We start from the raw sequence: 12,784 nt of genomic DNA on the forward strand, positions 1-12,784 counted from the left end.
TGTAAAGACGATTCACCATCCGCGAATCGTACCTCAACTTCCCGAAATCCGCGAAATTCTTGCCCAGCCTGGGAAGCGAAACCCGGGCTACGCGATCAAAACGGTGGCTGCAGCCTGATTTGACCGCTGACAAAACGCTCTACGAGATTTCGGCAATAAGGTTCTCCGAACTCCTGAGCCCAAGCCTCGCCGACGATCCATTGTTCGTCTCACATCGCCGACAGCATCTTGTCGCCACAATAGTTCGCGTAAAACCTGCCGCCGCATTGCCGCTTGATGGCGGCACAGCGGGCGGCAGGAGTTGCGCTTTGTGGCATGCTGAAGCCGCAGGTCAAGCCGTCGGCGCTGCGCCCAGGCTTGCCGGCGGCGAAAGCGGCGCTGGTGACGGTGACGCAGACGATGAACAACACAGCGGCTGCGATTTCGATCAGCAGTCTCATTGGTGCCCTCTCGGTGATGATGATTGTGCCGCCTAATATGTAACCATACCACCGAAGCGCGTCGCCTTGAGGTCGCAAAATCGGCCCGGTCCTTGCATAAAATCATACCAGCGCGGTGCACAACAACCGGCTGGGCGGTTCCGATTGAAGTGCAAGACGCGTATCATTGTTGTCCAGAGCATGATCCGAAAAGATCATGCTCAAACAAGGCGATTAGATCATGATTCGATTTCGTCTCATCGGATCATGATCTCGTCCCCAAAGTTCAGGATTGCCGCGTTGCAAGAACAGTCTTTCTCAGGAAGCTATCCGGCGCTCAATCAACCGATCGATGAATTGGCGCTGGCAGAGATCAAGGGCGCGATCCTCGCCAAGCTGAGGCTGGAGATCGGCAAGGACGCCAGCGTGGCGACCAAGCGCGATTGGTACAAGGCGGCGGCGCTCGCGCTGCGCGACCGCATCACCCATCGCTGGCTCACGGCGGAAAAAGAGAGCTACGACGCCGGCGCCAAGCGAGTCTATTATCTTTCGCTGGAATTCCTGATCGGCCGCCTGTTCACCGACGCGCTCAACAATATGGGCCTCTTGCCCGTGTTCGAGGGAGCGCTGGGCGATCTCGGCGTCGGCCTCGATGAACTGCGCAAATGCGAGCCCGACGCAGCGCTCGGCAATGGCGGTCTCGGGCGGCTCGCCGCCTGCTTCATGGAAAGCATGGCGACGCTGTCGATCCCCGCCATCGGCTACGGCATCCGCTATGATTTCGGCCTGTTCCGCCAGATCATCAACCACGGCTGGCAGCAGGAATATCCGGACGAGTGGCTGGGCTTCGGCAACCCCTGGGAATTCCAGCGGCCGGAGGTCGTCTACAACATCCATTTCGGCGGCACCATCGAGCATGTCGACGAAGGCGGCCGTGACCGCGCCATCTGGCACCCGGCGGAAACCGTGGAGGCGATGGCCTACGACACACCGATCGTCGGCTGGCGCGGCCAGCGCGTCAACGCGCTGCGGCTCTGGTCGGCGCATGCGCCCGATCCGTTGAAGCTCGACGTCTTCAACACCGGCGACTATGTCTCAGCCAGCGCCGAGCAGGCGCGCGCCGAGGCGATCTGCAAATTCCTTTATCCGAACGACGAAAGCGCCGCGGGGCGCGAACTGCGCCTGCGCCAGGAATATTTCTTCGTCTCGGCCTCCCTGCAGGACCTGGTGAAGCGGCACCTTTCGGCCGATGGCCAGCTCCGCAGTCTTGCGATGAAAGCGGCCGTGCAGCTCAACGACACCCATCCGAGTCTGGCTGTCACCGAGCTGATGCGGATCCTGGTCGACCTGCACCATTTCCGCTGGGACGAGGCGTGGAAGATCACGGTAGCGACGCTGTCCTACACCAACCACACGCTGCTGCCGGAGGCGCTGGAGACTTGGCCTGTCGAGCTGTTCGAGCGGCTATTGCCGCGGCATCTCGAGATCATCTATCGAATCAATGTCCAGCACCTGGCGCTCGCCGAAGAGCGCTGCCCAGGCGACATCGAATTCCGCGCCGCAGTGTCGCTGATCGACGAGAAGTCGGGCCGCCGGGTGCGGATGGGGCAGCTCGCCTTTGTCGGCTCGCACCGCATCAACGGTGTCTCGGCGATGCATTCCGACCTGATGAAGGAGACCGTGTTCCACGATCTCCACCATCTCTATCCCACGCGCATCACCAACAAGACCAACGGCATCACTTTCCGCCGCTGGCTGATGCTGGCCAATCCGAGACTGACGGGCCTGATCCGCGACGTCTGCGGCGAAGCCGTGTTGGACGATTTCTCGCTGTTCGAGCGGCTCGAGTCCCATGCCAGCGACAACGCGTTCCAGCAGCAGTTCCGCGACGTCAAGCGCCACAACAAGCTGCTGCTGGCGCGGCTGATGGCCGAGCGCAACCACATCAAGGTCGACCCGTCGGCGCTGTTCGACGTGCAGATCAAGCGCATCCATGAATACAAGCGGCAACTCTTGAACATCCTGGAAGCGGTCGCGCTGTACCAGGCGATCAAGGATGAGCCGCAGCGCAACTGGGTGCCGCGCGTAAAAATCTTCGCCGGCAAGGCGGCGGCGAGCTACCGTTACGCCAAGCTTATCATCAAGCTGATCAACGACGTCGCCGAAGTCGTCAACAACGACCCGGCGATCGATGGCCGGCTCAAGATCGCCTTCCTCGCCGACTACAATGTCAGCCTGGCCGAGGTGATCATCCCGGCGGCCGACCTGTCCGAGCAGATCTCCACCGCCGGCATGGAAGCCTCCGGCACCGGCAACATGAAGCTTGCGCTGAACGGCGCGCTGACCATCGGCACGCTCGACGGTGCCAATATCGAGATCCGCGACCATGTCGGCGCCGAGAACATCGCGATCTTCGGCATGGAAGCCGGCGATGTCATGGTCCGCCGCAAGCAAGGGCTCGATGCCAGCGACCTGATCGGCCGCTCGCCGCGGCTGGCGCGCGCGATCACCGCAATCGAGAGCGGCGCGTTCTCTCCCGGCGATCCCGCCCGCTTCGCCTCGATCGGCCATGCACTGCGCTATCTCGACCATTACATGGTCAGTGCCGACTTCGATTCCTACTACGACACCCAACGCAGCATCGACGCACGCTGGCAGGTAGTGCCGGCATGGACCCGAGCCTCGATCCTCAACGTGGCACGGATGCCGTGGTTCTCCTCCGACCGCACCATCCGCGAATACGCCGAGGAGATCTGGAACGTGCCGGTGAAGCCGCCCACGCCACGCCTGCTGAAGGAGCAGGCGCAGTGGGGAGCCAAGCGCTAATCCCACGCGGCGGAAATCGATTACCTCCGACATCATTGAATTCTGCCGAATAGCCGCGATACTGCGTCCTCGTCATTGCGAGGAGCGCAAGCGACGAAGCAATCCATGCCTCCACAAGCGGCGGCGAAATGGATTGCTTCGCTTCGCTCGCAATGACGGAGTATTTTGCAACACCGGAAAGATTTCATGCTTACCAAGACCCCGCATTTGTTCGACGATGCCACCGCGGTCACTGCCGGCGACAGCCGCTGGCAGGGGAAGACCAGCGACGACTATTGGGCGTTTGTCGGCCCGTTCGGCGGGGCCACCGCTGCAACCATCCTGCGGGCGCTGATCGACCATCCGCAACGTGCCGGCGACCCGCTGGCGCTCACCGTCAATTATTGCGCGCCGGTCGCGCAAGGTGCCTTCGACCTCGATGTCCGCCTGGTGAAAGCCAATCGCTCGAGCCAGCACTGGTCCGTGGAGATGACGCAGAGCGGCGGCGAGGTCGCAACGCTTGCGACCGCCGTGTTCGCCGAGCGCCGCCCGTCCTGGTCGCACCAGCAGGCCAAGTTTCCGGACGCAACGCCGTTCGAGCAGACCCTGCCCTATCCCAAGACCGCGGCATCGTGGGTCAAGCAGTATGACTTCCGCTTCGTCGAGGGCGAGCCGAAATTCGGCATGCCGTCGAGCGCGGCGCCCGAAACCTATTCCAAGCTCTGGATCGGTGACCGCGCGCCGCGCAAGATCGATGCGCTCTCGCTGATCGCAATGTCGGACGCCTTCTTCGGCCGCGTCTTCCACGCCAAGCGCGAACTGGTGCCGTTCGGTACGGTGTCGCTGACGACCTATTTCCACGTCGACGCCGCCGACCTCGCCGCCGAGGACATCACCCGCGTGCTGGCGGCCGCCGATGCCAAGATCTTCCATAAGAGCTACGGTGACCAGAACGGCGAGTTGTGGTCGCCCTCCGGCCGCCTGCTCGCCACCACCACGCAGATCGCCTATTTCAAGGCGTAACCAGGAAGGCGTAGAACGCGTAGGGTGGGCAAAGCGTAGCGTGCCCACCAATTCTTGCGGAATGTCGAGGGTGGGCACGCTTCGCTTTGCCCACCCTACGATTTGAGAGAGCGTCGCCGCATGTCCGAAACCGACAATTCAAAGCCATCGCACATCGCACTCCTCGGAGTTCCCATCGAGATCGGCGCCGCACAGGCCGGCACGCTGATGGGGCCGGCGGCGCTGCGCACCGCCGGGATCGCACGCGTGCTGGAGCAATTGGAGCTTCGCGTCGATGACCACGGTGATCTCTCCATCCCCGCGGTGGTCTCGGACGGGCCGGCGCCCACGAATACGAAGTTCTATGAGGAGGTAAAGACCTGGATCCGCCTGACCTCCGAGCGCGCTTATTGGCTGGCGCAATCGGGCGCGGTGCCGATCTTCATGGGCGGCGATCACTCGCTCTCGATGGGGTCGATCAATGGAGTTGCGCGCTACTGGCAGGAGAAGGGCCGGCCGCTGTTCGCATTGTGGGTCGACGCGCATGCCGACTACAACACGCCCGACACGACGATCACCGGCAACATGCACGGCATGTCGGCCGCCTTCCTTTGCGGCGAGCCCGGGCTCGACAATCTGCTCGGCGGCCTGCCGCGCGCCTCGATTACACCTGATCAGCTCGACCTGATCGGCACCCGTTCGGTCGACCCGCTGGAGCGCAAGCTGTTGCGCGAACGTCGCGTCACCATCGCCGATATGCGCGCCATCGACGAATTCGGCGTCGCCGTGCTGATCCGCCGCGTGATCGATCGCGTCAAGGCGAGGAACGGCGTGCTGCATGTCTCGTTCGACGTCGACTTCCTCGATCCATCGGTGGCGCCCGGCGTCGGCACCACGGTGCCGGGCGGCGCGACCTACCGCGAAGCGCACCTGATCATGGAGCTATTGCACGATTCCGGACTGGTGCGCTCGGTCGACATTGTCGAGCTCAATCCTTTCCTCGACGAACGCGGCCGTACCGCGCGTGTTGTCGTGGAGTTGATCGGCAGCCTGTTCGGGCTGCAGATCACCGACCGCCCGACACCGACCAATGCGGTGCTGCCGGATTGATATGGGCGAATAGCGAACAGGGAATGGCGAATGGAAGCCATTGCCGACCGAATTCGCTACTCGCCATTCGCCTTTCTATTCGGCCGCGAGCTTCACGTCCGGCGCGGCGGCGCGGACTTCGGCGTCGACCTTGCTCTCGAACTTGGCGAAGTTCTTCTGGAACATGCCGACCAATGCGCGGGCAGTGTTGTCGAACTCGACCTTGTCCTTCCAGGTGTTCACCGGATTGAGGATCTCGCTCGGCACGCCCGGCAGCGCGGTCGGCACTGCGAAACCGAAATATCCGTCGGTGCGGAATTCGACATTGCGCAAGCTGCCATCGAGCGCCGCGGTGAGCAGCGCGCGCGTGACCTTGATCGGCATGCGCGAGCCTACGCCATACTTGCCGCCGGTCCAGCCGGTGTTGACCAGCCAGCAATCGACATTGTGCTGGGCGATCAGGTCACGCAGCATGTTGCCATAGACGGAAGGATCGAGCGGCAGGAACGGCGAGCCGAAGCAGGTGGAGAATTCCGGCTGTGGCTCGGAGCCGAGGCCGCGCTCGGTGCCCGCGACCTTCGCGGTGTAGCCGGACAGGAAGTGATACATCGCCTGCGCCGGCGAGAGCTTCGCGATCGGCGGCAGCACGCCGAAGGCATCGGCCGCCAGCATCACGACGTTCTTCGGATGCGGCGCGCGGCCGGTGCGCGAGGCGTTGGGAATGAAGTCGAGCGGATAGGCGGAACGGGTGTTCTCGGTCTTCGAGCCATCGTCGAAGTCCACCTCGCGGGTATCCTCGTCGAGCACGCAGTTCTCGAGCACCGCGCCGAAGCGCTTGCTCGCGGCATAGATCTGCGGCTCGGCTTCCTTCGACAGCTTGATGCACTTGGCATAGCAGCCGCCCTCGAAATTGAAGACGCCCTCCGGACCCCAGCCATGTTCGTCATCGCCGATCAGCGTGCGGTTGGGATCGGCCGACAGCGTCGTCTTGCCGGTACCCGAGAGGCCGAAGAAGATCGCGCTGTCGCCCTTTGATCCGACATTGGCCGAGCAGTGCATCGGCATCACGCCGCGCGCGGGCAGATAATAGTTGAGCGTGGTGAAGACCGACTTCTTCATCTCGCCGGCATAATAAGACCCGCCGATCAGGACGATCTTGCGGGCGAAATCGATCGCGACAACGTTCTCCGAGCGTACGCCGTGACGTTTGGGATCGGCGCGGAAGCTCGGCATGTCGATGATGGTGAGCTCAGGCACGAAGCTTGCGAGCTCGATCGCCTCGGGGCGGATCAGGAGTGTGCGGATGAACAGCGAATGCCAGGCGAGTTCGGTGAACACGCGTGTCTTGATCCGATAGGTCGGATCGGCGCCGCCATAGAGATCCTGCGCGAACAGCGCCTTGCCTTCGGCGTGTTTCAGGAAGTCCTGATAGAGCGCTTCGAACTGCTCTGATGTGATCGACTGGTTGCCCGCCCACCACATGCTCTTGTCGGTGGTCGCGTCGCGAACGGTGAACTTGTCCTTCGGGCTGCGGCCCGTGAATTCGCCCGTGTCCGCGCAGAGCGCGCCATCGGCCGAGAGCACGGCCTCGCCTGCCGCAAGCGAATATTGATAGAGCTGCGGCGCGCGAAGATTCCAATGCACGCGCTTGAGATTTTTTAAGCCGAATTTGTCGGCGCCAAAGGCACCGTTGTACACGCCCGTGTTTTGCACGAAGAACCTCCTCGAACCCGCGTTTCCCATTGCGCGAATGTCGCTAAACGCGCTCAGTCGCGGTGACCTTTTCCAACAACAAATATAGCCCGAAGGCCCCGGTCCAGCGACCTCATAATGGGGCAATCAGAGCTTGCCAAGCTAGTCCCCGAATTTTGGTTTATTCCAAGGCATCCGCTCCCATGTGGTTCAAGCATTTGCTGCAGCGCAAGGCGGCTTTCTTGCCCATGGATCGCGCGACGATCCGCCGCGATCAATCCATGGCCGACATCTTTGCGATGCACAATTAATGCCATCGAACACGCCGCGCGGTTGTCCATCAACGCGTAGAATACCCGATATGCAGTTTGCGGAGATGAGACATCGGCCTTGTCGCCGGCAATGCCGTTGCACTTGGATCGCACGATCCAATCGGCGATGGGAATTGATTGCACGGCCTCACTCAACGTCGACACGCCATCGTTCGAATTCGACGGCCGTTAAGAATGCGCAGCGCGCGCAAACGTTCCGCGTCGTTGCGCATAAGAAGCATGATGCCAAGCGCGTGGACGACGGCGCTCTCATGATCATGCGCTGCGACGCCGCGCCGCTTGCGCTTACGCTTTTGCGCGCGCATCGCCAGCGAGCCGAACCAGCATCTTGCGCAGCTCCGCAGCATTGCGCACGCGCTCCGGAAATTCTAGCCGCAGCGTCCGCTTGCCCGCCTGCATGTCCATGCCCTCGGGGTCGCAGCCAATGCAGCGCCAATCGGCGCTTTCGGCCCCGAGCAGCCGGGTCGCATAAAGGTCCATGGCGTCGCGGTGAGCCTTGTTCATATGCTCGACGGCCTCAGCTTCAGCCTCCAGCCACCCCTCCGTCCCAGCCAGATCGGTCAGGAACTGTTCGGGCCTGAGATCGACGATCCGGCCGAAGCCCGCGACGAGATGGGTGGCCGAGGGGGCGATCTGGAAGAAGGAGAAATCCTTAAATTCCACAAAGGCTTCCGCGGATGGATGGGCGGCGAGGTAGCGGCGGCGCAGGAGGGCTGCGGCGTCGCCTTCCGCCTGTTCCGCCCGGCCGGCCAGCATGATTCGGGAGCCCTCCAGCGGGTCGCCTTCGGCCCGCTCATCCAGCATCAGCGATACCCGGGGGTCGGCGAGCAGGTTCCCGGTATGGACCGCCAGGCGGGACAGCAGCAGTATCGGGGAACCGTCGGGATGGCTGGCGACGTTAACCAGGGAACAATAGGGATCGCCGGTTCCCGGCATCAGCGTCGCCAAGGCGCCTTGCCGGCTCCTGCGGAGCAGAGAACGAGCCAGTCTGGCGGGGTCAAAATCAGCGATCGGTTGCATCGAAATTACCTAGTAATTGTCTGGCCATGTGGTTGCACTTCGGGGCTTTTTTCGGGTAAACGGGCTCTAGACGGGTCGGACGCGTCCGCGGGGGGCGAGGCGTTTGGCGGAACTCGGTCACACTTCAGCCCACGTTGCATTGCTCGCTGACCGAGTCCGAAGCCCAATTATGCGGCGCATCACCGGAATGCTCGCCGTTTCAGCCAACTGGAAAACTGAAAGCAGGCTCATGCCCACAATCGCCCTGGTCGACGACGACCGCAACATTCTCACCTCTGTCTCGATAGCGTTGGAAGCCGAAGGCTACCGCATCATGACATACACGGATGGTGCGTCGGCGCTCGATGGCTTCCGCACCTCGCCACCGGATCTGGCGATCCTCGACATCAAGATGCCGCGCATGGACGGCATGGAGACTCTGCGACGGCTCAGACAAAAATCCGATCTGCCTGTGATCTTTCTGACCTCCAAGGATGAAGAGATCGACGAATTGTTCGGCCTCAAAATGGGCGCCGACGATTTCATCCGCAAACCATTCTCGCAGCGCCTTTTGGTCGAGCGCGTGAAGGCCGTGCTCCGCCGCGGCCAGCCCAAGGATCCGACCGCCGCTCCAAAGGAGCCGGACACGCGCGCGCTCGATCGCGGCCTGCTCAGGATGGACCCGGAGCGCCACACCTGCACCTGGAAGAACGAGCCGGTGACGCTGACGGTCACCGAATTCTTGATCCTGCAGGCACTGGCGACGCGGCCCGGCGTGGTGAAGAGCCGCAATGCGCTGATGGACGCCGCCTATGACGACCAGGTCTATGTCGACGATCGCACCATCGACAGCCACATCAAGCGGCTGCGCAAGAAGTTCAAGGTGGTCGACGAGGATTTCGAGATGATCGAAACCTTGTACGGCGTGGGGTATCGCTTCAAGGAAGCCTGATCCGCGGCGAAAGCTCCGCTTTGTTAACTGACACGGTCCGAACCTATGGGGTAGGGTGCGGGCCCTATAGCGTGCATGGTAACACCCCTCGTCAACGAACCGGCAGTCCTGCCAGTGCTTGATCGAACGCAGCCCGACCCAGCCCAGACCGTCGAGGACGCCCAGGCGCTCCTCGAGCAGGACCAGTTTGCCGACAAGCCGACCGCAAAGCGCTGGCGGCCGCTGGACTGGCTGAGTCGCGCCGGGCAATTCTTCTTCGCGCTGTCCTTCTCGAGCCTGACCCGCCGCATCGTCTCGCTGAATCTTGCGGGCCTGGTCGCGCTCGTCGCCAGCATCCTTTACCTCTCGCAATTCCGCGCCGGCCTGATCGATGCGCGTGCCCAGAGCCTTCTGGTGCAGGCCGAGATCATCGCCGGCGCCATCGCGGCCTCCGCTACCGTCGAGACCAACACCATCACCATCGATCCGGAGCGGCTGCTCGACCTCAAGCCCGGCGAAAGCTACGGCGTGCCGGACGAATATTCCGACTTCCCGATCAATCCCGAACGCGTCGCGCCGGTGCTGCGGCGGCTGATCTCGCCGACCAAGACGCGCGCCCGCATCTTCGACCGCGAGGGCGGATTGATCCTCGACAGCCGCAGCCTCTACGGCAAGGGCGACGTGTTCAGGATCGAGTTGCCGCCGCCGAACGCCGAGAAACCGGGATTCGCCGAACGGACCACGATCGCGATCCGCACCTGGCTGAACCGCGGCGATCTGCCGCTCTATCGCGAGCTCGGCCCGGAGAACGGTACCGGCTACCAGGAGGTCGCGCAGTCCTTGAACGGCCAGAAGAGCAGCATGGTGCGCGTCAACGATCGCGGCGAGGTGATCGTCTCGGTCGCCGTCCCCGTGCAGCGCTTCCGCGCCGTGCATGGCGCCTTGATGCTCTCCACCCAGGGCGACGACATCGACCAGATGGTGACCGCCGAGCGGCTCGCGATCCTCAAGGTCGGTGGCGTTGCCGCCGCGGTGATGATCGTGCTGTCGCTCCTGCTTGCGAGCACCATTGCCGGCCCGGTGCGGCGGCTTGCCGATGGCGCTGAAAGAGTCCGCCGCCGCATCCAGACCCGCGTCGAGATTCCCGACTTCAGCCGCCGCCGCGACGAGATCGGCCATCTCTCCGGCGCGCTGCGCGACATGACCGACGCGCTCTACAGCCGGATCGAGGCGATCGAGATGTTCGCCGCCGACGTCGCCCACGAGCTGAAGAACCCGCTGACGTCGCTGCGCTCGGCGGTGGAGACGCTGCCCTTGGCGCGCGCCGAAAGCAGCCGCTCCCGCCTGCTCGCCGTGATCGAGCACGACGTCAGGCGGCTCGACCGGCTGATCTCCGACATCTCCGATGCGAGCCGGCTCGATGCCGAGCTGCAGCGCCAGGACATGGCGCCGGTCGATCTGCGCCGCCTGCTGACGACGCTGACCTCGGTCGCCAACGAGACCAAGCTCGGCCACGACGTCGCGGTCGAAGCCCGCTTCGAGGGCCGCAGTCCGACCGACACCTTCGCGGTGCCCGGCCACGACTCGCGGCTCGGACAGGTGATCTCCAACCTGCTCTCCAACGCGCAATCGTTCTCGCAACCGGGCGACAAAGTGCGCATCGTCTGCCGCCGCGTGCGCTCGGAGATCGAGATCGTGGTCGACGACGACGGCCCCGGCATCGGCGAGGACGCGCTGGAGCGCATCTTCGAGCGCTTCTACACCGACCGGCCGCACCAGGGCTTCGGCCAGAATTCCGGACTGGGGCTGTCGATCTCCAAGCAGATCATCGAGGCGCATAACGGACGCATCTGGGCCGAGAACCGGCCCGGTCCCGCTGATGCCGACGGCAAGCCAACGGTCGCTGGCGCGCGCTTCGTGGTCAGGCTGCCGGCGCCATGAGCGCCAGCGTGCATGCATCCGCAGTGCTGGTGGGAGAACGCGCGGTGCTGATCCGCGGCCCGTCCGGTTCCGGCAAGTCGCGCCTCGCCTTCGATCTGATCCTCGCCGGCCGCTCTGGACAGCTTCCGCCGGCCGTCTTGGTCGGCGATGACCGTGTCTATCTCGACACAGCCGGCAAAGAATTGCTGATACGGCCGGTCGCGGAATTGGCCGGGCTGATCGAGATTCGCGGGCTCGGCATCCGCCGCGTTGAGTACACACATGAGGCAATCGTCGGGCTGGTGGTCGATCTCGCCGCCGGCGATCCCGAGCGCCTGCCGCCGCCGGAAGCGCTGCAGACCGAGATAAACGGTGTTTTTTTACCGCGAATCCCCGTCGGAATAGGCTTTTCACCCCTGCTACTGGTTGTCGCAGCATTGACGACAACTGAAAGTTCATGTTCCCGTAATCTCGCGGACGATTGCTTGGGGCAAATCGGTAACCATATCAGCCGCAATATGGCCACTGAATAGACCGGTGCAGACCCGTATTTCTCCGCCCCCAAATTCCGGGAGATAGCCAAGATGCCCTCTTGCGCGGGGCCTCTGGATGGTCAAAGTGGCGCGTTCGTGCGGTGCACCAAGAAGCACCCGCGAGGAGTTTCCGATGATTGGTCTAGTGCTTGTGACCCACGGGCGCCTTGCCGACGAATTCAAGGCAGCGCTCGAACACGTAATGGGCCCACAAAAACAAATTGAAGCAATTACGATCGGAGCCGAAGACGACGCCGATCTATGTCGCAGCGACATCATCGAAGCGGTCAACCGCGTCGATAGCGGCGACGGCGTTGCGATCCTCACCGACATGTTCGGCGGCACGCCGTCGAACCTCGCGATCTCGTGCATGAGCCGGCCCAAGGTCGAAGTGCTCGCAGGCATCAATCTTCCGATGCTGGTGAAGCTCGCGAAGGTTCGCGAAGAGCGGTCGCTGCCCGATGCGATCGCGATGGCCCAGGAAGCGGGCCGCAAATACGTCACCATTGCCAGCCGCGTCCTTGCCGGCAAATGAGCGCCGAGGGCTCGGGCGAAAACGAAGTCGGCCCGACGGTTCCGGCGGGCGCGATCTCCCGTGAACTCCAGATCGTCAACAAGCGCGGCCTGCACGCGCGCGCTTCCGCCAAATTCGTGCAGATGGTCGAGCGCTTCGAGGCCGAGGTCTGGGTGACGCGCGGCAGCGAGACCGTCGGCGGCACCTCGATCATGGGCCTGATGATGCTCGCCGCCGGCCCCGGCACGTCAGTCATCGTCTCCGCCACCGGCCCCGAAGCCGAAGCCGCTCTCGACGCCATCGCCGAACTCGTCGCCAGCAAGTTCAACGAAGAAGGCGTGTAGGCGCGGTCCAATGCCTGCTCTGTAGGATGGGTAGAGCGGAGCGAAACCCATCGCGATGGAGTAAGCCGCGCAAATGATGGGTTTCGCTCCGCTCTACCCATCCTACGATTCTCGCTGTCGTCCCACGAAGGCGGGGACCCATATGTGGACGGCCCCCGTGGCACAAGAGCTTTTGAGGTGATCGGATCGCTTGCATCCATATGT

12 protein-coding genes are annotated in these 12,784 nt (G+C 63.2%); 8 read left to right on the forward strand and 4 right to left on the reverse strand.

Annotated features, from left to right (window positions below):
- Window positions 1-209: 209 nt before the first annotated feature.
- Window positions 210-440: a hypothetical protein gene (locus OZ411_RS41305; RefSeq protein ID WP_282532549.1), complete on the reverse strand. Its 231-nt coding sequence runs from the start codon at window positions 438-440 to the stop codon at window positions 210-212.
- Window positions 441-686: 246 nt separating this feature from the next.
- Between OZ411_RS41305 and OZ411_RS41310 the strand changes: the two genes are divergently transcribed.
- The 3 genes from OZ411_RS41310 to rocF all read left to right on the forward strand — a co-directional run bounded on the left by OZ411_RS41310 (window position 687) and on the right by rocF (window position 5,336).
- A complete protein-coding gene (locus OZ411_RS41310; RefSeq protein ID WP_282532550.1) occupies window positions 687-3,245 on the forward strand; it encodes a glycogen/starch/alpha-glucan phosphorylase in 2,559 nt (852 codons plus the stop codon).
- Window positions 3,246-3,431: 186 nt separating this feature from the next.
- Entirely contained in the window at window positions 3,432-4,247 is an 816-nt protein-coding gene (locus OZ411_RS41315; protein WP_282532551.1) for a thioesterase family protein, read from the forward strand.
- Between the two features lie 120 nt (window positions 4,248-4,367).
- Window positions 4,368-5,336 carry an arginase gene (rocF, locus tag OZ411_RS41320; protein WP_282532552.1) on the forward strand — a complete coding sequence of 323 codons (969 nt, stop codon included), beginning with the start codon at window positions 4,368-4,370 and terminating at the stop codon, window positions 5,334-5,336.
- A 75-nt stretch (window positions 5,337-5,411) separates the two neighbouring features.
- Here the strand turns inward: rocF and OZ411_RS41325 are convergent, their stop codons facing one another.
- From OZ411_RS41325 to OZ411_RS41335, 3 genes are all read right to left on the reverse strand, one after another.
- A complete protein-coding gene (locus OZ411_RS41325; protein ID WP_282532553.1) occupies window positions 5,412-7,028 on the reverse strand; it encodes a phosphoenolpyruvate carboxykinase in 1,617 nt (538 codons plus the stop codon).
- A gap of 53 nt (window positions 7,029-7,081) precedes the next feature.
- On the reverse strand, window positions 7,082-7,483 hold the full coding sequence (locus OZ411_RS41330) for a hypothetical protein (protein ID WP_282532554.1): 402 nt from the start codon (window positions 7,481-7,483) through the stop codon (window positions 7,082-7,084).
- Window positions 7,484-7,624: 141 nt separating this feature from the next.
- Entirely contained in the window at window positions 7,625-8,359 is a 735-nt protein-coding gene (locus OZ411_RS41335) for a DUF2470 domain-containing protein (RefSeq protein WP_282532555.1), read from the reverse strand.
- 229 nt (window positions 8,360-8,588) lie between these two features.
- Here OZ411_RS41335 and OZ411_RS41340 point away from each other — a divergent pair, with 229 nt between their 5' ends.
- The 5 genes from OZ411_RS41340 to OZ411_RS41360 all read left to right on the forward strand — a co-directional run bounded on the left by OZ411_RS41340 (window position 8,589) and on the right by OZ411_RS41360 (window position 12,580).
- Complete coding sequence (locus OZ411_RS41340; RefSeq protein ID WP_027579989.1) at window positions 8,589-9,290, forward strand: response regulator transcription factor; 702 nt, start codon at window positions 8,589-8,591, stop codon at window positions 9,288-9,290.
- Window positions 9,291-9,404: 114 nt separating this feature from the next.
- On the forward strand, window positions 9,405-11,210 hold the full coding sequence (locus OZ411_RS41345; protein WP_282532556.1) for a sensor histidine kinase: 1,806 nt from the start codon (window positions 9,405-9,407) through the stop codon (window positions 11,208-11,210).
- Complete coding sequence (locus tag OZ411_RS41350) at window positions 11,207-11,722, forward strand: HPr kinase/phosphatase C-terminal domain-containing protein (RefSeq protein WP_282532557.1); 516 nt, start codon at window positions 11,207-11,209, stop codon at window positions 11,720-11,722. The genes OZ411_RS41345 and OZ411_RS41350 overlap by 4 nt, the downstream gene beginning before the upstream one ends.
- A 133-nt stretch (window positions 11,723-11,855) precedes the next feature.
- Window positions 11,856-12,257 (forward strand): PTS sugar transporter subunit IIA, encoded by a 402-nt coding sequence (locus OZ411_RS41355; RefSeq protein WP_027579987.1) that lies wholly within the window; start codon window positions 11,856-11,858, stop codon window positions 12,255-12,257.
- Window positions 12,254-12,580, forward strand: coding sequence for an HPr family phosphocarrier protein (locus OZ411_RS41360; protein WP_130582325.1), 327 nt, complete (start codon window positions 12,254-12,256; stop codon window positions 12,578-12,580). The genes OZ411_RS41355 and OZ411_RS41360 overlap by 4 nt, the downstream gene beginning before the upstream one ends.
- Window positions 12,581-12,784: the final 204 nt, after the last annotated feature.

Source organism: Bradyrhizobium sp. Arg237L (assembly GCF_029990105.1).
Classification (GTDB): Bacteria; Pseudomonadota; Alphaproteobacteria; order Rhizobiales; family Xanthobacteraceae; genus Bradyrhizobium.